Origin of the sequence: Kaistia dalseonensis, assembly GCF_030814715.1 — a bacterium.
GTDB lineage: Bacteria > Pseudomonadota > Alphaproteobacteria > Rhizobiales > Kaistiaceae > Kaistia > Kaistia dalseonensis.
In genome coordinates, this window is record NZ_JAUSVO010000007.1 from 65,637 (window position 1) to 83,792 (window position 18,156).

16 protein-coding genes are annotated in these 18,156 nt (G+C 65.5%); 8 read left to right on the top strand and 8 right to left on the bottom strand.

Annotated elements, in window-relative coordinates; translation table 11 throughout:
* Window positions 1-138: 138 nt before the first annotated feature.
* Window positions 139-861, top strand: coding sequence for a response regulator (locus QO014_RS22040; RefSeq protein ID WP_266350920.1), 723 nt, complete (start codon window positions 139-141; stop codon window positions 859-861).
* The gene (locus QO014_RS22045) at window positions 858-2,150 is read left to right on the top strand and encodes an ATP-binding protein (RefSeq protein ID WP_266350921.1); all 1,293 of its coding nucleotides are present in this window, start codon (window positions 858-860) and stop codon (window positions 2,148-2,150) included. Before QO014_RS22040 ends, QO014_RS22045 begins: the two co-directional genes overlap by 4 nt.
* Window positions 2,151-2,156: 6 nt before the next feature.
* Here QO014_RS22045 and guaD read toward each other — a convergent pair whose 3' ends face one another.
* The 8 genes from guaD to add all read right to left on the bottom strand — a co-directional run bounded on the left by guaD (window position 2,157) and on the right by add (window position 11,914).
* The gene (gene guaD / locus QO014_RS22050) at window positions 2,157-3,527 is read right to left on the bottom strand and encodes a guanine deaminase (protein WP_266350922.1); all 1,371 of its coding nucleotides are present in this window, start codon (window positions 3,525-3,527) and stop codon (window positions 2,157-2,159) included.
* A gap of 132 nt (window positions 3,528-3,659) precedes the next feature.
* On the bottom strand, window positions 3,660-4,988 hold the full coding sequence (locus QO014_RS22055) for an amidohydrolase family protein (RefSeq protein WP_266350923.1): 1,329 nt from the start codon (window positions 4,986-4,988) through the stop codon (window positions 3,660-3,662).
* Window positions 4,989-5,075: 87 nt separating this feature from the next.
* Entirely contained in the window at window positions 5,076-5,945 is an 870-nt protein-coding gene (locus tag QO014_RS22060; RefSeq protein WP_266350924.1) for an aromatic ring-hydroxylating oxygenase subunit alpha, read from the bottom strand.
* A gap of 34 nt (window positions 5,946-5,979) precedes the next feature.
* Window positions 5,980-6,915, bottom strand: a complete 936-nt coding sequence (locus tag QO014_RS22065) for an ABC transporter permease (protein ID WP_266350925.1) — start codon at window positions 6,913-6,915, stop codon at window positions 5,980-5,982.
* A gap of 10 nt (window positions 6,916-6,925) precedes the next feature.
* The gene (locus tag QO014_RS22070; protein ID WP_266350926.1) at window positions 6,926-7,978 is read right to left on the bottom strand and encodes an ABC transporter permease; all 1,053 of its coding nucleotides are present in this window, start codon (window positions 7,976-7,978) and stop codon (window positions 6,926-6,928) included.
* A complete protein-coding gene (locus QO014_RS22075) occupies window positions 7,978-9,549 on the bottom strand; it encodes an ABC transporter ATP-binding protein (RefSeq protein ID WP_266350927.1) in 1,572 nt (523 codons plus the stop codon). Before QO014_RS22075 ends, QO014_RS22070 begins: the two co-directional genes overlap by 1 nt.
* Before the next feature lie 170 nt (window positions 9,550-9,719).
* Window positions 9,720-10,841 (bottom strand): BMP family ABC transporter substrate-binding protein, encoded by a 1,122-nt coding sequence (locus QO014_RS22080; protein ID WP_266350928.1) that lies wholly within the window; start codon window positions 10,839-10,841, stop codon window positions 9,720-9,722.
* Window positions 10,842-10,867: 26 nt separating this feature from the next.
* Entirely contained in the window at window positions 10,868-11,914 is a 1,047-nt protein-coding gene (gene add, locus QO014_RS22085; protein WP_266350929.1) for an adenosine deaminase, read from the bottom strand.
* Window positions 11,915-12,178: 264 nt separating this feature from the next.
* Between add and QO014_RS22090 the strand changes: the two genes are divergently transcribed.
* From QO014_RS22090 to QO014_RS22115, 6 genes are all read left to right on the top strand, one after another.
* Window positions 12,179-13,144, top strand: a complete 966-nt coding sequence (locus QO014_RS22090; RefSeq protein WP_266350930.1) for a helix-turn-helix domain-containing protein — start codon at window positions 12,179-12,181, stop codon at window positions 13,142-13,144.
* Window positions 13,141-13,383, top strand: a complete 243-nt coding sequence (locus QO014_RS22095; RefSeq protein WP_266350931.1) for a hypothetical protein — start codon at window positions 13,141-13,143, stop codon at window positions 13,381-13,383. The genes QO014_RS22090 and QO014_RS22095 overlap by 4 nt, the downstream gene beginning before the upstream one ends.
* A gap of 46 nt (window positions 13,384-13,429) precedes the next feature.
* Window positions 13,430-14,125 (top strand): Rieske 2Fe-2S domain-containing protein, encoded by a 696-nt coding sequence (locus QO014_RS22100; protein WP_266350932.1) that lies wholly within the window; start codon window positions 13,430-13,432, stop codon window positions 14,123-14,125.
* Window positions 14,122-14,751 carry a glutathione S-transferase family protein gene (locus QO014_RS22105; RefSeq protein WP_266350933.1) on the top strand — a complete coding sequence of 210 codons (630 nt, stop codon included), beginning with the start codon at window positions 14,122-14,124 and terminating at the stop codon, window positions 14,749-14,751. The genes QO014_RS22100 and QO014_RS22105 overlap by 4 nt, the downstream gene beginning before the upstream one ends.
* 209 nt (window positions 14,752-14,960) lie before the next feature.
* Window positions 14,961-16,763, top strand: coding sequence for an adenine deaminase (locus tag QO014_RS22110; RefSeq protein WP_266350934.1), 1,803 nt, complete (start codon window positions 14,961-14,963; stop codon window positions 16,761-16,763).
* A gap of 198 nt (window positions 16,764-16,961) precedes the next feature.
* Entirely contained in the window at window positions 16,962-18,143 is a 1,182-nt protein-coding gene (locus tag QO014_RS22115) for an aldose 1-epimerase family protein (protein ID WP_266350935.1), read from the top strand.
* Window positions 18,144-18,156 lie beyond the last annotated feature (13 nt).

The window sequence follows — 18,156 nt, forward strand, 5'->3', positions numbered from 1 at the left end:
GGAGAAGATTCTTGTTTCGAAAGGTTGCTGGGGCCGCCTGAGCGATCTTGCGTTACCAAAATCCGGTCGGGGCTGCGGACAAAGCGGCTATTGCTCCCGCTGAGGAGGCCGGCCACACCGGCTCATGGCTCGGAATAGATGCAGACAACGCCCCATATACTGGTCGTCGATGACGATCCCGAAATCCGCAAGCTTCTCGGACGCTACCTCGACGCGCAGGGCCTGCGGGTTGCCCTGGCGGCCGATCGCCGCGAACTCGAGGAGAAGCTGATGACGCAGCAGATCGACCTGATCGTGCTCGATGTCATGCTGCCCGACGGCTCCGGCCTCGACATCTGTCGCCAGTTGCGCGATCGGCGGCCGCATATCCCCGTGATCCTGCTCACCGCGCTCAAGGAGGAGGTCGACCGGATCATCGGGCTCGAGATCGGCGCCGATGACTATCTCGGCAAGCCGTTCAATCCGCGCGAGCTGGTGGCCCGTATCCGCGCCGTGCTCAGGCGCATCACCGATCTGGCCGAGCCCTCGCAGGTCGCCGCCTATCGCTTTGCGGGCTTCGTCGCGACGCCGGAGACGCGCAGCGTCATCGGGCCGGACGGCAAGGCGATCGTGCTGACCGGCGCCGAATTCGACCTGCTGCATGTCTTTCTCGACCGGCCCGGCCGCGTGCTCTCGCGCGACCAGTTGCTCGACCTGACTCAGGGCCGCGAATTCGATCCGCTCGATCGCTCGATCGACGTGCTGATGAGCCGCCTCCGGCGCAAGCTGGGTGACGGCGGCAATTTCCAGATCTTCAAGACGGTCCGCAATGGCGGCTATCAGCTCGCCGTGCGCGTCGACACGGCGGGGGCGACCGAGTGAAGTCACTCCGCATCCGCGTGGCCCTGCTGATCGTCGGCGCCATCGTCGCGGTGGTCGGGCTCGCGACCGTCGTCGCCATCGGCGTGATCGGCCGGCCGGGACCCGAGCGCATCCTCAGCGATGCCGCGCTTCGCATCAACCTGGTCGCCCGCCTCGTCGAGAACAACCCCAAGAATTTCGACGACGGGCCGAATGACGACAACAATGACGGCATCATGCTGGTGCCGCAGCCGGCGGGCGGGCTCGAGGACGTTCGGCTGACCGAGGCCATGCGCACCATTCTCGCGGGCACGGGCAATGAACGCGATGTCATCATCACCCAGGCGCTCCATCGCGGCGCCCCGCCCAATGTATCCCTGCCGATCCCCGGCCATGGCTGGATCGTGATGCCGCTCTCGGGCAGCCAGCCACCGCCGAAGAACGGCTGGGGCGTGCTGTTCGGCTGGATGATGGCCATCATCTTCGGCACGGGCGTCATCGCCGTGGTGATCGCCAATCGGCTGATCCGCCCGCTGCAACTGCTGGAGGCTGCCATTGCCTCGATTGGGCCGGATGGCGTGCTGCCGCCCTTGCCCGAGACCGGGTCCGGCGAGATCAAGGCCACCGCCATGGCGCTCAATCGGCTTTCGGCCCGCCTCAAGACGGCGATGGAAAGCCGTATGCGCCTCGTTGCCGCCGCCGGGCACGACTTGCGCACGCCGATGACCCGCATGCGACTGCGGGCGGAATTCCTGGAGGATGAAGAGGAGCGTGCGCTCTGGCTCAAGGATCTGGAAGAACTCGACCGGATCGCCGACAGCGCCATTCGCCTCGTGCGCGAGGAGGTCGAGGCGACGGAGCTGCAGGATGTCAATCTCGACGGTCTGCTGCCGTCGCTGATCGATGAACTCAGCGCGCAGCGCTATGCCGTCCGCCTCGGATCGACGGTTCCGGCCTGTGTTCGCGTCTCGCCGCTGGCGCTGACCCGCGCGCTGCGCAACGTGCTGATCAATTCCGCGACCCATGGCGGCGGCGGCGTGGCGGCCGTGCGCGTCGAGGACGATTTCGCGGTGATCGCGATTTCCGATTCCGGTCCCGGCATTCCCGAAGCGCTGCTGGAGCGCGTGTTCGAGCCGTTCTTCCGTGTCGATCCCGCCCGGCGCCAGTCCGTGCCCGGCGCCGGCCTCGGCCTCGCCATCACCAAGGAGATCGTGGAGCGCAGCGGCGGCCGCATCAGCGTCCGCAACGCGAAGGAGGGCGGCCTGATCCAGGAAATCTGGTTGCCGCTCGCGGTTCCCGCCACCGCCTGAGGAGGCTCAGGCGGTTCCGCCCGACACGCTGCGTCCCGCGATCCAGACCTGCGTGAGATTGGCGCGCGAGGCCGTATAGACGATCTTCTGCAACACGTCCTCGTCGGTATCGAGTTCCTCGGAGACGCGCAGCGTCGAACCGGGCGCGCTCGGATCGACCAGTATGGCGTCAAAATGATAGCCCGGCTTGAACTGGCCGACGGGCAGGTCGAGCGCATCGCCGCCCGCGGCGGTCGCAAGATGGAACGCAAGGTCGAAATCGATGCGTGATCCCGGCCGGCCGCGCTTTTCCTGCGCGATGTCGGGATCGACCCCGGTTTCCAGCATGCGCGAGGCGGCGATCGCCATGCGCTGCGCCTCGATCATCGAGGCGCTCGGTCCGCCGGATATGTCCGTTCCGAGCCCGACGCGGACACCCTTGGCGAGCGCCGCGCGGAGCGGAAAGACGGAATTGGCGAAATAGGCGTTCGAAAGCGGGCAATGTGCAACGCCGGCGCCGCGCGCCGCGACACGGTCCATGTCGTCTTCGGTCAGGAAGTTCGAATGCGCCAGCACGGTCCGCCGCGTCAGCAGGCCGAAGCCGTCCAGCGTCTCCGTATCCGTCTTGCCGAAGCGCGACAGCACATAGCCATGCGCCCAATCGCTCTCCGAGCAATGGGTCTGCACATGGCAGCCGCATTCCTGCGCCAGCGCGCCGAGCCCTTCGAGCAGCGGATCGGTGCAGGAGGGCACGAAGCGCGGCGTGATCACGGGATGGACGAGGCCGTGGTTTTCGGGATGGGCCGCGACATAGTCGATCAAGGCGCGGGTATCGGCGATGCCGGCCTCGGACGAGGCGTCGCGATAATAGTCCGGGCATTGCTCGGGATCGTCCATCGCGACCTTGCCGACCAAGGCGCGCTGTCCCTTCTCGATGCAGATATCGACGAGGAGGCGGGTCGCCTCCTGGTGGACGGTCGCGAAATAGAGCGCCGTCGTGGTGCCGTTGGCGATCAGGTCGCCGACCAGCATGTCGTAATGGTGCCGCGCGAAGGCGATGTCGGCATAGCGCGCTTCGAGCGGGAAGGTATAGCGGTGCAGCCACACCTCGAGCGGCACGTTCAGCGCCTTGCCGAGCTGGGGATATTGCGGCGCATGAATATGGAGATCGACGAAGCCGGGCAGGACGTAGGTGCCGGCCGGCATGGTGACCAGCGTCCCCGCATCCTCGGCCGCCTTGCGCTTCTCGGCATGGCCGGCATCGGGCCAGCGCGAGACATCGGCAATGTCGCCCCGCGCATCCAGCGTGATCAGCGCATCCGCCAGGATCTCGATCGAGCCTGGATGCGGCGCATGGAAGAAGGTGCCGGCGATCGTCTTGCCGCGAAGGTCAGTCAAGGGTTGAATCCTGTCGTGCGTCTGAAGGACGTTGTCGAGCGAAGTAGATACCGGTTCGCGCAGGAAAAACGAGACCTGACAAGACCCGATAGCCTTTCAGCGGTTCCTTGACACGTTGAAAGACCCCTGGTCTCAGCCGAGGCTGCGCTGCCGCAGCGCATGAGCGCGCGTGCGGAACTCGCGGCGGATTTCCACCTCGTCTATGCCGGCGACGATGCGGTTTTCCATCAGCATCTTGCCGTTGACGATCGTGTGGGTGACGTCATCCGCTCTGCTCGAATAGACGAGGGCGGCCGCTGTGTCATAGACGGGCAGGCTGTGCGCCTTGTCGAGATCGACCACGATGACATCGGCCGCCATGCCCGGCACCAGCTGGCCGGTCTCCGGCCGGTTCATAGCCTTGGCGCCCTGCGCGGTCGCGAGCTCCAGGATCTCCGCTGTCTTCAGGAACTCGACGTCGTTGGTCTTGTCCTTGTGGATCAGCCCGGCGAATTTCATCTCCTGGAACATGTCGAGCGTGTTGTGGCTGGCCGGGCCGTCGGTGGCGAGGCCAACCGTGATGCCGTGCTCCAGCACGCATTTGAGCGGCATGGTGCCGGAGTTGAGCTTGGCATTGCAGCAGGGGCAATGGCCGATCTTGACGTCATGCGCCGCCAGGATCCGCATGTCCTCCTGGTCCAACTGCGTGCAATGCGCCGCCGTGATGTCGCCCTTCAGGAAGCCCAGCGATTCCAGCCAGCGCACCGGCGAGGTGCCGTAGTTTTCGGCCATATAGGCCATTTCCTGCGTACCCTCGGCGAGATGGGTGTGGATCGGCACGCTGTAGGCGTCAGCCACTTCGCGCGTCAGCCGGTACATCTCCTCGCCGCAGGAATAGGGCGCATGTGGTGACAGGCCGATCTGCAGCAGGCCGTCGCGGGTCTTGTGATGCTTGGCGACGAGATCGCCGAAATTGTTCAGCGTCTTCCAGGACCAGTCGGTGATCGGCGCATAGAGGCCGCGATCGGCGAAGCCATAGCCGAGCGTCGCCCGCAGTGGGATCTTCTTCAGCGCCTCGATCTCGGGCTCGACGGCATAGGCGTCGAAGTGCTCGTTGAAGGTGGTGATGCCGGATTTCACCATTTCGACGAGGCCGGTCAGGCTCGCCCAATAGAGCGTCTCCGGATCGAAGTTGCGCTTCAGCTGCCACATGGTCGAGAGCCATTCGAACAGCTTCACGTCCTCCAGCAGCCCGCGCAGCAGCATGTTGGAGGCGACGTGGGTGTGGCTGTCGCAGAAGCCCGGCATGACGGCGGACAGCGAGGCATCGACGACCTTGCGCGCGCCGCTGATATCGACCTGATCGGCCGGGCCGACGGCGGCGATGGTGCCGCCGGTGATGGTGACGACACCGTTCTCGATCGGCTTGCCGCCGCCCATCGGAAGCACGGTGCCGTTGATGATGGCGATATCGATGGTCATGGAGCGTTCGGCCTCGGGAGCATGCGGGTTTGGCAGGCAGCCGCCATCATCCGGCTGACCGGCGCGACGGCGGAAGGGGAGCGTGGCTCAGGCGGCGCGTTCCGCCGTGCCGAACGTCACGCCCTTTTCCTTGAGCCAGCGGCGATAGGCGACCGAGGAGATGTCGGCGCGGGTCGGGATTTCGGCGCGCGGTTCCAGCGGCAGCAGGCGGGGGCGCTGGTTTTCCAGGATGATGCGGTCCTGCAGGAAGATGAGCTGCTGGAAATGCACCATGCTGGTCAGCGTGCTTTCATCGTCGATGATGAACATTACCGGATGGGCGCGGCAGCGGTCATGGTCGAGCGGCTGGACGAACAGGCAGATCACGTCCCAGCGATTAGCGGCGGCCGGACAGGTCTTGTAGAGCAGCGTCTGGAAGGGCGCCATCACGCGGTACATGTACTGCGTCATGATCCCGCCCTCGGCGGAGAGCGCCGCCTGCGGCTGGAAGAATTCGCAATTCGTCGCCCAGACCTCGTCGACATCGCGCCGGATCTCGGTCGTGTAGTGATGCACCTCGGTGTTCGGCTCGGCGCCGAGAATATCCGTGTGGACGAAAGGGAAATGCGCCATGTCGAGGAAGTTCTCGATAATGCGCAGCCCCGATGCGTTCACCGCGACGGCGCCGCAGACGACATGGCGGCGGTCGGGCTCGTCGGCCTCGGGCAGTTCGAACAGGCCGCGCTCGGGCTTGCCCAGCGTCGTCCAGATATAGCCCCAGCGCACAATGGTCGGCAGCGGCTCTCCGAGCGCGCCATCGTCGCGCTTTTCGCGGACGATGACGGTGCCGTCGGCGTCGCGGGCCACGATCAGGTCGCGGCCGAGCAGCCGGTTCGGACGCGGTTCGGCCGGAATATCGGCCTCGGCGTCGATCACATACCACTGGTCGAGGGACGCCTTTTCAGCGGGACGGGCCATGGGGTCTCTCCTCATATTTGCTTGGCTCAGGCTCTTAGCGCTCATCGCGGAAATAGGGAATGCCGAGTCCGGCCGGGGCGACGAAGCCGAGGCGCAGCCGCTTCCAGACGAAGACCGGCAGGATCATGGCCGCGATCGTGCCGAGATAGGGCAGCATGGACAGGAAGGGCGGCGCGATCGGCCAGTTGCGCGCCTGGCCGACGAAGCCGAGCGCGGTGATGACGCCGAAGAGCAGGGCGCCGAACACGGCGCCGAACGGGCGATAGCCGGCGAATATGACGAGTGCGACCGCGATCCAGCCGCGCCCCGCCACCACGCCGTCCGACCAGGACGGCACGAAGGCGAGCGTCAGATAGGCGCCGGCGCCGGCGCCGAGTGCGGCGCCGATCGTGACATAGACGAAGCGGATCAGCGTCACCGGAATGCCGGCGGAATCGGCGGCGGCCGGGTTCTCGCCGACCGCGCGCACATTCATGCCGTGGCGCGTACGGAAGAGCACGAAGGCCATGATCGCCGGGATGATCAGATAGATCAGGTAGACGAGGATGTTTTGTGAGAAGAGCGCCCGGCCGAGAATAGGCAGGTCAGAGAGATAGGGCACGATCACCTTGTCGAACTGCGCCTTGGCGGGCATGCCCGAATAGGGCTTGCCGACCGTCACCGCGAGGCCGGAGCCGAGCATGGTGAGCGCGAGGCCGCAAAGCACCTGGTTGGCGCGGAAGGTGACGGTGGCGAGCGCGAAGAGCGCGCCGAAGACGAGCCCGACCACGAGCGCGGCCGCGAAACCGAAGAATGGGTTCGGCACGATCGTCACCGCGATGATCGCGGAGACGCCGCCGAGCGCCATCAGCCCCTCGACGCCGAGATTGAAAACGCCCACGCGCTCGGCCAGCACTTCTCCGAGCGCTGCCAGCGCCAGCACGCCGCCCGCGAGAACCGCGGTGGTCAGGATGCCGGTGATGATATCCATGACTGGCCTCCTAGCTCGTTGCCGCTTGGGTGCGGACGATGCGGTAATGCGCGAACTGGTCGGCAACCGCCGTGAACAGCATCATCAGGCCCGTCAGCGCCAGCACGGCGCTGGTCGTCAGCCCCTGCGTCTGCAGGATGATGCCGGCATTGAGGATCAGCGCCATCAGGAAGGCGCCGGCGATGACGCCGATGGGCGAGCCACGCGCCAGCACGGCGACCATGACGCCGAGATAGCCGTAATTGTTGGAGATGCCGCCCTGCAGGCGGTGCACGGTGCCGGCGACTTCCAGCATGCCGGCGACGCCCGCGATCGCGCCGGAAAGCAGCATGATCGAGATCATGCGGCGACGGACGGGAATGCCGGCATAGTGCGCCGCGTCGGGGTTCGAGCCGGAGAGACGGACCTCATAGCCCCATCTGGTGTAGCGCAGTGCGAGGCCAAACAGGATCGGCGCCACGAGCGCGATGACGAAGCCCCAATGCAGCGAGCCGAAGAATTCCGGCATCTTGTAGGGCACGCGGCCGGTCGAGGCGGTGGTGCCGGAGACGCGGTCGCGCCAGGGTCCGGTCGCTACATAATAGACGAGAAGCAGCGCGACGAAGTTGAGCAGCAACGTCGTGATGATCTCGTCGACCTTGGCATAGGCGCGGGCGAGCGTCGGCACCAGGATCCAGAGCGCGCCGCCGGCAGCACCCGCGAAGAAGCAGAGGATCAGCATGAAGGGCTCGGGGCCCTTGATGAACAGGCCGATCGCCGTCGTCACGAAGGCGCCGAGATAGAACTGCCCGTCGGCGCCGATGTTCCAGAGGCCCATCTTGGCCATGACCGTGACCGCGAGGCCGGTCAGGAGCAGCGGCGTATAGAGCAGGCCCAGATCCTCGAGGCCGAAGCGCGAGCCGAGGCTCTTCACGATGATCTGCGTGCCCAGATGCAGCGGATCGAAGCCGGCGATGCCGAGCACGATCGCGCCGATCGCGAGCGCCAGCACGAAGCCGATGATGCGCGCCGTCAGCGCGCGCTGGCTCGATACGATGGGAGTCCTGACGAAACGGATCGCCATCAGGCGGCCTCGCTCGCGCTGGTGGCCTTGGTCTGGCCGCCCATCAGGAGGCCGATCGTCTCAAGGTCGGCGTCCTTGGTCTCATATAGACCCATGACCCGGCCCTTGAACATGACGGCGATGCGATCGGTGACATCGAACAATTCGGAGAGTTCCTCGGAGATCAGGACGACCGCGACGCCCGAATTGCGCAGGTCGATCAGATAATGAAGCAGCGTCGAGATGGCGCCGACATCGAGCCCGCGGCTCGGATAGGCGGCGATGATGGCGAGCTTGGCGATGCGCATTTCGCGCCGGGCGACGAGGCGCTGCTGATTGCCGCCCGAGAGATTGCGCATCGGAGTGCTGAGCGACGGGATCGTGACTTCGGCGTCATCGGCGATCTGCTGCGCAAGCTTGTCGGCGGCGCCGGGCTTGAACAGCACCCCTTGCGCGATCGGCGGCTCGGCATAGGCGCGCAGCACGGCATTGTCGCTGATCGACAGGGCCGGCGCGATACCGCTCTTGATGCGGTCTTCCGGAATATGACCGACGCCCACCTCGATGAAGATGTCGGGCGAGGGGTTGTCGACCGGCACGCCCTCGATCAGCACCTTGCCGGAGGTCGGCTTGCGGATGCCGGTCAGGATCTCGGAAAGCTCGCGCTGGCCATTGCCCGCGACGCCGGCAATGCCGAGGATTTCGCCGGCACGCACCGGCAGGTCGGCATCGATCAGACCGGCGCGACCGCGATCGTCGGTCGCCGAAACCTTCTGCAGCGCCAGCACGACGCGGCCGGGCTCCGTGCGCGGCTTCATCGCCTCGCGCAGGCCGCCCAGCACCATTTCGCGGCCAACCATCAGTTGCGCGAGTTTCGTCGTCGTGCAGTTGGCTGTCGGCTCGGTCACGACCTTGCGGCCGCCGCGCAGCACGGTGACGCGGTCGGAGATTTCGAGCACTTCATCCAGCTTGTGGCTGATGAAGATCACGGAATTGCCCGCCGCCTTGAAGGCACGGAGCGCCGTGAAGAGCGTGCGCGCTTCGGCCGGCGTCAGCACGGCGGTGGGCTCGTCGAGGATGAGCACGCGCGCCTGCCGCGCTAAGACGCGCAGGATCTCGACCCGCTGCTGCTCGCCGGCGGAAAGCTCGTCGATCCGCGCCTCGGGGCGCACTGCGAGGCCATAGCGCTCCGCAAGTGCGCGCGTGCGGGCTTCGAGCACGGATTTGGAGGCGAGGCGGGGCGTGTCCTTCCAGCCGAGATGGACGTTTTCCGCCACGCTGAAGGCGCGCACCAGCTTGAAGTGCTGATGCACCATGCCGATGCCGGCGGCGATCGCCTCGACCGGCGAAGCGAAGGTCTTCGCCGCGCCATCCATCAGGATCTGGCCGGAATCCGGCCGATAGATCCCGGTCAATATGTTCATCAGCGTCGACTTGCCGGCGCCGTTTTCGCCGAGCAGCGCATGAATCTCGCCGGCACGAAGGTCGAAATCGACATCGGCATTGGCGATGACGCCGGGAAACACCTTGCCGATGCCCCGCAGGGCGATGACAGGGCGGTCGGTAGTGGGTGGAGCGGCTTGGTCGGTCATGGGCGGGTGTCTCGGATCTTTGACCTCCCCTGGAGGGGAGGTCGAAATTGCGAAGCGATTTCGGGAGGGGACAGCTTCGGCAAGGCCATAGCGTCCTGCAGCACAGGCTCCCCCTCCCCAAAACTGCTGCGCAGTTTTGACCCTCCCTCAAGGGGAGGGTTAGAAATGCGTCAGACCTTCAGGCCCGACACGCCCTCGATCGACCAGTCCCAGTTGTAGAGCTCGTCCTCGGTCATGCGGTGGCCGGCCGGCACGCGGACGGTGCCTTCCGAATCCTTGATCTCGCCTTCGAACGGGCTCCAGCCCTCCTTCATGATCTTGTCGCGGACGGCATCGGCCTTGGCGGCGACATCGGCCGGCACGCGCTCGCCCCAGGCGTCGCGGTCAATGCCCTTGCCCATCGGCAGCAGGATCTCCTCGCCGCCCGTCCACTCGCCGGCCAGGCGCTTCTTGACCTGCTCGACATAGAATTCGCGCCAGTCGAGCACGATCGACGACACATAGGACTTCGGGCCGTAGCGGCGGATATCCGTGTTCCACATCGCCGCCCAGACGCCGCGCTCCTCGGCGACCTGCAGATAGGCTGCCTCGTCCATGATGCCGAAGAGGAAGTCGGCGCCATTGTCGATCAGCGCGGTGCCGGCCTGCTTGGCGCCCTGCGGATCGAACCAGCTGTTGATCACGACCGCCTGCAGCGTCGCATTCGGGTTGACCGTGCGCGCGCCCATCAGGAAGGCGTTGGTGCCGGAGAAGACCGAGGGGACCGGGAAGGAGGCGACGTAGCCGAGCTTGCCGGTCTTGGAGAGCAGGCCAGCGGCGACACCGACGACATAGGTCGGATACCAATGCTGGATGTAATAGCCCGAGAGATTGTCGGCCGGGCGGCGGCCGTCGCATTCGAACCAGCCGACATCGGGGGTGCGGTCGGAGACCTCGTACAGCAAATCGCCGTAGTTCGAGGTCGAGAAGATCATGTTGGCGCCGTCGGACACCATCTGGCGATAGATGCGCGTCACGTCGGCGGAGAACGGAATGTTCTCGACTTCGAGATATTTGGCCTTCGGGAAGGCTTCCTTGACCGCGAGCAGGCCCTGATGGTGGCTATAGGTCCAGCCTTCGTCCGAGATCGGGCCGACATGGCCGAAGCCGATCACGGCGTCTTCTTCCTTGACGGCAGCAAGCGGGGCCGCGGCGCGGGCCGAGCCGATCATGCGCGGCATCATCGAGGCGGCGGCCGTCATGCCGGCCAGGCCCATGAAGCGGCGCCGGTCCATATTCTTGAAGTCGATCATTCTTGTTCCTCTGTCGTTGTTTCTGGTCAGTGCGCGGATGGGGCCGGCTCAAGCTCGGCGATCATCCCGTCGATCTCCGTGGTCCAGCTCCGTTTCCAGTCGCGCTTCACGCCGTCGTCGAGCCATGAGGCATCGATGGAATTGAGCGCGCAGGTCTTCAATTGGTCTGCATCGAGCTTCATCCGCGTCGCGCAGAGCACGAATTCATTGGCGAGGTCGGTCAGGAACATCGGCGGATCGTCGGAATTGATCGTGACGTTCAGCCCGGCATCGATCATCTGCCGGATCGCGTGATCGGGCGCCGAAAGGTCGCGCCAGATGGTCGTGCCCGTCGTCGTGCTCGGGCAGCAGGTGAAGAACGTGCCCTGTTCCCGGCAGGCCGCGACGAGCTCGGGATCGTCAACGATGTGATAGCCGTGATCGATGCGCTCTACTCCGAGGATGGCGAGGGAATCACGCACATTCTCGGCCGGGCCACCTTCACCGGCGTGAGCGGTGCGGTGCAGCCCCGCCTCCGCGGCGCGCTCGAAGAGCACCTGGAACGGCGCGGGCGGAAATGGCGCCTCATTATAGTCGAGGCCGATGCCTATGATTTCATCAGTTCGGTGCTCCAGTACCATGTCGAGGAAATCGAGGCCGCGCTTCAAGCCCAGTTCGCGGCTATGGGCCGGGATGAGGCGCGAAGACAGGTCCTTATCTGCCTCAATATCGTGCATCGCGGCCAGGATGCCGGAGAGCATGGTCGGGTAGGTGACGCCATGAGCCTGGTGCGCATGGGCGGAAAAGAAGAACTCGACGTGGCGCGCGCCGCTTTCCGCGCAGCTTTCCAGCATTTCATAGGTGATGCGGTGGAAGTCGTCGGCCGTGACGATCGACCGGCTGACCAGGTCGTAGATCTTCAGGAAATCCGGAAGATTGTCATAGTTGTAGAGTTCGGTGACGTCGTCGAAGGCCGGCAGCGCGACGCCGTTGCGGCGTGCGAGGTCGACGAATGTGCCGGGGCGAACCGCGCCTTCGAGATGAAGATGCAGCTCGATCTTGGGTATTTTTCGCGCGAAGGTCTCGATATCCACCGTGGGCTCCTCGGACGTTTCGAAGCAATGTTTAGGCCAGCGCAAATCGGCGTCGGATGCCGGCGGCGCGATCAAGCGGCGGCCGGAGCGGTTTCTGCAAACGGGCAGGCACGCGTTGCGCGCAATCGCCGTTCGTCTTGCGCTCCGTGAGCGGTTCGCGGCACCAGATCGGCAGCCTGTGCATTGATGTCGCCTTGCTCAGGCGATAGACATGCCTGAATGTTAGGCGATGCCGTTCGGCACCCGGTCCGGAGTCGCGAAGAGATGCTTTCACCCAGCGCCAGAAGACTGCTCGACCATGTCGAGTGGGAGCGCGTCATGTGGCAGACCTGCAGCCCGATGACGGTCCGCCCGAGCGATGGCGCCGGCTTTCGCGCCAGCCTCAACCATTGGGATCTCGGCCATATCGGGCTGCGCCTCTTTCGCGCGCCGCGCTATGTCGCCGTGCAGTCGCCGCAGGAAATCCACAAGGCGCAACGCCAGCGCCTGGTGCTGACCATCCCGCTCGAAGGGCGCTGCAGCTTCTCCCAGTTCGGCCGCAGCGTGACGCTGGAGCCGGGGCAGGCCGCCTTCCACATGACGACGAGCCCGCTCGAATATGTGCAGCAGGAGGAGGGCGCCGTCGTCCTCGTCCAGGTGCCGTCGAGCCGCGTCGGCCTCTATGTTTCCTGCCTCGAGGATATCTGCGCGATCCGGATCGAGGCCAGCGACCGCATCCTCGCAACCCTGCTCGGCAGCGCCCGCGCCGTGCCGGAGATCCACATGATCTCGTCGGAGCGGGCCAAGGAGGCCTTTGCCGAGGGCATGGTGGCGAGCGTCGGCGCCCTCGGCGCGCTGCTCTCGGAGATGCAGGACAATCGCAATTCGGTGGTGAAGCGGCGCCGGCTCAACATGGTCAAGGCGTTCATCGATGCCGAACTCGCCGATAGCGGGCTCAATCCCGATCGCATCGCCCACGCCAACAACATCTCCGTCCGCTATCTGCATCACCTCTTTCAGGGCGATGGCCAGAGCGTGACCGACTGGATTCGCGAGCGCCGGCTCGACCAAAGCCGCAAGAGCCTCGAAAGCGCCGAGCTTCGGGCGCTGACCGTCAACGAGATCGGCATGCGCTCCGGTTTCAACAGCGACGCGCATTTCCGCCGCGCCTTCAAGACGCGCTTCGGCATCGCGCCGCGCGAATATCGCCGCCAGCAGCTCGGCTTCCATGTGGATGCCCGCCTGTCATGAGAGACACCACGACGATGGTCTTTCTCGGCCGTTTCGTGCCGGAGAGCTTTGCGGAATTCATGCGCCATCGCGCGGCGCGGCTGTCGCTCGAAGCCAGTTTCGGCACGATCGGGCCCGAGCGGATCGAGGTCGAAGTCGGCGGCGACGAGGACCTGATCGACATGTTCGAGATGGCCTGCAGCCTGGGGCCGATCGATTGCCTCGTGCTCGACATCTATCGGGAGGCACAGCTCAGGTGATCCCGACCCATTCGACACCACACGCAAGCAAAGAGGAGGCGCGGCCATGAGTTTTTCGGCCGGCTGGTATGCTGTCGCCATCGCCGGAGGCCTGGAACCGGGCACCTCGGCCGGGACGCGGCTTTTCGACAAGGAACTGGTGATCTGGCGCGACAAGGACGGCGCCAGCCACGCCTGGGAGGATCGCTGCCCGCATCGCGGCATGCGGCTTTCCTTCGGCTTCGTGCGCGGCAATCACATCGCCTGCCTCTATCATGGCTGGCAGTTCGACGAGGCCGGGCAGTGCCGCTACATCCCTGCCCACCCCAAGCTCGACGTGCCCGATACGATCAAGGTCGCGCGCTATCCCTCGGTCGAGGCGAAAGGGCTGATCTGGGTCTATTCGGAGATGGTCGCCGAGGCGCCCGTGCCAGCGCCCGAGGATGGTGCCGCGACGCCCGTGCGCAGCCTCTATCTCGAACGCGATCCGGCGACTGTCGGCTTCATCATCGAGAATGGCGGCGCCGGACCGTTCGAGATTCTGTCGGACAGCCTGTTCGCCACCAATGTCGAGGGCGCCGAATTGCTGGTCGCGCTGCAGCCCTTCACCGATGACCGGACGGCGCTGCATATCGTGATCACGAGCGGCGACATCGCACCGGCCAAGATCGCGGTCTGGGCCGAGGAATTGCGCGCGGTGCTGGAGACGGTCCGCCCGATCTCGTCCGGCGATGCGCTGCTGGCGGAGAGGTTCGCGTCATGAGTATCGTCCTGCACGATTACGAGCTCGATTCGGAGAGCTACAAGGTTCGCCTGCTGCTGTCCGTGCTGTCGATCGCCTATCAGAAGGTAGCGGTGAATGTTCATCCCGGCCAGGAGCAGCGCTCGCCCAGCTATCTGAAGCTGAACCCGCTCGGCACGCTGCCGATCCTGGTCGATGGCGAGACGGTGCTCTATGAGGCCGAGGCGATCATCGCCTATCTCGCCAAAGCCTATGATCCCGCCAAAAGCTGGCTGCCGGATGATCCCGCGGCCTTCGGCAAGGTGATGATCTGGCTCGCCTTTGCGAGCCGCGATCTTGCCGCCGCCAATCTCGCGCGGCTGCACCACATGCTGGAAGTCCCGGCCGATGCGGTCGAGGTCGGCCGTGCGTCGCGCGCCGCCTTCCGCGTGATGGATGATCACATGACGAAGCGGGAACTCGGCGGCGCGTCCTGGTTCGTCGGCGATCATCCGACGCTGGCCGAGATCGCGCTCTTCCCCGCCATCGCGCTTTCGCGTGATTTCGGCATCGACCATGACGAATATCCGGCGCTTCGCCGCTGGATGCGGCGCGTGCGGACGATCCCGGGGTTCATCACCATGCCGGGCATTCCGGACTATCATTGAGGATCGTCAATCATGGGGGTCGGCAACGCCGTATCGGCAGCGTCTGGTGTTTCCGGCAGACCTACTCGCGCGTCCGCCATGCCCGGGCTTGTCCCGGGCATCCACGCCTAGCTGCTGCAGATAAGACGTGGATGGCCGCAACAAGCGCGGCCATGACGGCTGGATAGGGCAATATTGTCTGATCCAAATCATCCGCAATCGAGGATCCCATGACCAAGCTCACCCGCTTCTCCGTCGCGCCGCTTTCCACCATGACGCGCCGCCTCGCCGACGTCGCCTCCGGCCGTGCGGCGCCCGATCTCGTCATCAAGGGCGCGCGCGTGCTCTCGACCTATTCCGAGCGCATCCTGCCGGAGCGGGAGGTCTGGGTCGCGGGCGGGCGCATTGCGGCGGTGAAGCCGTCGGGGACGCATAAGGGCGGGGCCAGGACGATCTATGACGCCAAGGGCGGCATCATCGCGCCGGGCCTGGTCGATCCGCATATCCACATCGAATCCTCGATGGTCACGGCCTGCGCCTATGCAGAAGCGGCACTCTTGAACGGCACCACGACGATCTTCTGCGACAGCCACGAGATCGGCAATGTCATGGATGTCGCCGGCGTCGAGGCGATGCTGGAGGATGCGCGCGAGGCGCCGCTCTCGATCTTCCTGACCGTTCCCTCGACCGTTCCCGCCACCTCCGCCGCGCTGGAGACGGCCGGTGGCGACCTGACGCCGGACAAGATCGCGGCCCTGTTCGACAAATGGCCGGAAGCGGTCGCGCTCGGCGAGAAGATGGATTTCGTGCAGGTCGCGATGGGCGACGAGCGCAGCCATGCGATCCTCGCAGCGGCGCTCTCGCGCGGACGCCCGGTCTCGGGCCATGTCTATGGCCGCGAGTTCGTCGCCGCCTATGCCGCGAGCGGCGTCAGCGACACGCATGAGGCAATCGACCGCGAGATCGCCGATGACATGCTGGAGGCCGGCATCTGGCTGTTCCTGCGCGGCGGCCCGCCGACGACGCCGTGGCATTCGCTGCCGCTCGCGATCAAGACGATCACCGAGCTCGGTTCCTCGCACAAGCGCGTCGCCGTCTGCACGGATGATCGCGACGCCGACGATCTGATGCTGTTCGGCCTCGACTGGGTGGTGCGCGAGGCGGTGAAGGCCGGCATGACCCCGGAACAGGCCTGGGCGATGGGCTCGCTGCATGGCGCGACACGCTTCGGCCATGAGGGCGAGATCGGCGGCATGGGCGGTGGCCGGCGCGCCGATCTGGTGCTGATGGGCGATGATCTCGATCCGCAATCGACCTGGTATGGCGGCGAACTCGTCGTCGACGGCGGCAAGATCACGCCACTGCTCGATGAGACGCTGTCGAACCGCTACCGCTATCCCGATGCTGCCTATCACACGGTCCACCTGCCGAAGAACCTGGCTCTGACGCCGCCCCTGCCGACCGTGCCGGGCACGCTGCACGCGATCCGCACCGAATTGCCGGGCATCGTGCTCGGCCACGAGCGCATCGCGATCGAGGCGGCCAATGACTGGGGCACGCTGTTCGAGCGCCACGGCCTCTGCTTCGTGACCGTCGTCGAGCGCCACGGCAAGTCGGACGGCAATGTCGCCCATGGCGTCCTGTCGAATTTCAGCCTGCTGCGCGGCGCGGTCGCGTCGAGCGTCGGCCATGACAGCCACAACATCATCGTCGCCGGCACGAACGAGCCGGACATGCAACTCGCCCTCGACACGGTGGCGGCGACGCAGGGCGGCGTCTGCGTCGTGGCGGATGGCAAGGTGCTGGCGAGCGTGCCGCTGCCGATCGCGGGCCTCCTCTCCGACAAGCGCGTGACGGAAGTCGCGGAGGAGACGAAGCTGCTCAAGATCGAGTGGGAAAAGGCCGGCTGCACGATCCCCTATATGGGCTTCAACCTGATCCCGCTTTCGGTGATCCCCGAGATCCGTATCACCGACAAGGGCCTCGTCCTGGTCCCCGAAATGACGATCGAGCCGCTGTTCGAGCCGGCATAGACCGAGGGCGCCCCCGCCGCAGACCTGGCGCTGCACACGGTCGGCTGAACCCGCCCAAACGGGCGGGTTCATAGCTGCATGTCTGCAATCACATCAAAAACCATCAAATATCGCCTCCCGATTGACATCAGAATCAATCGGAACCAATCATCTATACCGAGGTCGCCACACTCGAAGCGACCAGGAGGAGGATTGCCCATGGTCTCGCTGTTCGGCCGAACCTATTCGCGCCGGGATGTCGCCGCGCATACCGGAATGCTGTCGCAATTTGCCGGCGTTCGGCTCGTCACGCTCGGCGACGGCGTCGAGCGCGGTATCCGCATGCTGGAATTCCGCACCGGCACGGGCCTGCGCTTCACCGTCCTGGTCGATCGCGCGATGGACATTGCCGAGCTCGACTACAAGGGCAACGCCATTGGCTGGCATTCGCCCGCCGGCTTCAAGAATGCGTTCCTGAGCGAATATGAGGGCGAAGGCGGTCTCGGCTGGCTGCGTTCCTTCTCCGGCCTGCTCGTCACCTGCGGGCTCGATCACATCCTGTTCATGGATGAGGAGCCGGCCGACCATTACGTCTATGCACCGCGCAAGACCGTCAGCCATTCGATCCATGGCCGCATCGCCAATATTCCGGCGCGCCTCACCGGCTATGGCGAGACATGGGATGGGGATGCGTGCACGCTCTGGGCGGAGGGCATCGTCCAGCAATCGACCGTCTTCGGCGAGGATCTCCACCTGATCCGCCGCATCGAGGCGAAGGTCGGCAGCAACGAAATCAGCCTCTCGGACCGGGTCGTGAACCACGGCTTCTACGAGACGCCGCATATGTACTGCTATCACATCAATGTCGGCGCGCCGCTTCTGGAGGAGGGCGCGCGCTATGTGGCGCCGGTCGCCGATGTCGTCTGGGCTGCGCATGCTGCCGGCGCGGATTATCAGAAGCAGGGCGTCGGCTATCGCACGCTGCCGGCGCCGCAATTCGGCTTCCACGAACAGGTCTGGCAGCATGAGATGACGGCCGATGCGGAAGGGCGCGTGCCGGTGGCGCTGGTCAATGATCGCCTCGGCCTCGCCTTCGAGGTCGAGACCCGCAAGGAGCAGTTCCCCTGCCAGTTCGAATGGCAGAACCTGCAGGCCGGCCAATATGCGATCGGCCTCGAGCCCGCGACCAACCATGTGCTGGGCCACGCCTATGCCCGCGACAAGGGCGAGTTGATCCGCCTGAAGCATGGCGAGGAGCGGCGCTACGACGCCGTGTTCCGCATCCATGACGGCAAGGCGGCGCTCGATGCGCTGGAGACGCGCATTGCCGGCCTCGCGCGCCAGCCGGCCGACGAATATCCCGCGCCGTCGGGCCGGCATGTTCCCATCGTCGGGCGCTGAGAGGCGGGATGCC

Excerpts from the sequence above, each read along its gene's own strand:
- QO014_RS22080 (WP_266350928.1), bottom strand. The coding sequence starts at position 10,841 with ATGATCGACTTCAAGAATATGGACCGGCGCCGCTTCATGGGCCTGGCC.
- QO014_RS22060 (WP_266350924.1), bottom strand. The coding sequence starts at position 5,945 with ATGGCCCGTCCCGCTGAAAAGGCGTCCCTCGACCAGTGGTATGTGATC.
- QO014_RS22070 (WP_266350926.1), bottom strand. The coding sequence starts at position 7,978 with ATGGCGATCCGTTTCGTCAGGACTCCCATCGTATCGAGCCAGCGCGCG.
- QO014_RS22075 (WP_266350927.1), bottom strand. The coding sequence starts at position 9,549 with ATGACCGACCAAGCCGCTCCACCCACTACCGACCGCCCTGTCATCGCC.
- QO014_RS22105 (WP_266350933.1), top strand. The coding sequence starts at position 14,122 with ATGAGTATCGTCCTGCACGATTACGAGCTCGATTCGGAGAGCTACAAG.
- QO014_RS22110 (WP_266350934.1), top strand. The coding sequence starts at position 14,961 with ATGACCAAGCTCACCCGCTTCTCCGTCGCGCCGCTTTCCACCATGACG.
- QO014_RS22065 (WP_266350925.1), bottom strand. The coding sequence starts at position 6,915 with ATGGATATCATCACCGGCATCCTGACCACCGCGGTTCTCGCGGGCGGC.
- QO014_RS22100 (WP_266350932.1), top strand. The coding sequence starts at position 13,430 with ATGAGTTTTTCGGCCGGCTGGTATGCTGTCGCCATCGCCGGAGGCCTG.
- QO014_RS22090 (WP_266350930.1), top strand. The coding sequence starts at position 12,179 with ATGCTTTCACCCAGCGCCAGAAGACTGCTCGACCATGTCGAGTGGGAG.
- QO014_RS22095 (WP_266350931.1), top strand. The coding sequence starts at position 13,141 with ATGAGAGACACCACGACGATGGTCTTTCTCGGCCGTTTCGTGCCGGAG.
- QO014_RS22115 (WP_266350935.1), top strand. The coding sequence starts at position 16,962 with ATGGTCTCGCTGTTCGGCCGAACCTATTCGCGCCGGGATGTCGCCGCG.
- QO014_RS22055 (WP_266350923.1), bottom strand. The coding sequence starts at position 4,988 with ATGACCATCGATATCGCCATCATCAACGGCACCGTGCTTCCGATGGGC.
- QO014_RS22040 (WP_266350920.1), top strand. The coding sequence starts at position 139 with ATGCAGACAACGCCCCATATACTGGTCGTCGATGACGATCCCGAAATC.